This window comes from Acinetobacter sp. ANC_7512 (assembly GCF_056779935.1).
Genome location: NZ_JBWYIX010000040.1, coordinates 1 through 377 on the forward strand (window position 1 = coordinate 1; position 377 = coordinate 377).

The following is a 377-nucleotide window of genomic DNA, read 5'->3' on the forward strand; positions in this document are numbered from 1 at the left end:
GGTGGTGAGCTTGTGCTAGAAGATGGCACAACAATCACCATTGAAAATGCAATTCGTCCAGTGGGTACAGACACCACCGCACCAACAGTCACAGTGACCATTGAATCGGGTGAGAGCAACAACGTTGCACAATTTGCAACCTTTAGCTTCAGCAAACCAGTTCAAGGCTTTGATGAATCTGACTTGATCATCTCTGGTGCAACACTGGTACCGGGTTCATTGGTGCAAAATGCGGATGGCACGTGGACTGTTGAATTGACCGGTGCAAAACAAGGTCAAGCTGTAGAAGTACAAGTCAAAGACAAGAGCTATACTGATCTTGCAGGCAATGCAGGTACAGCAGGTGATGACGAAGTTGTTACGATTAAAATCAACAG

General features: G+C 46.2%; 1 protein-coding gene. It reads left to right on the forward strand.

All coding sequences use genetic code 11. From position 1 onward, the window contains the following. On the forward strand, positions 1 to 377 hold a 377-nt coding region (locus AC1M9H_RS14370), incomplete at both ends, for an Ig-like domain-containing protein (protein ID WP_481613654.1).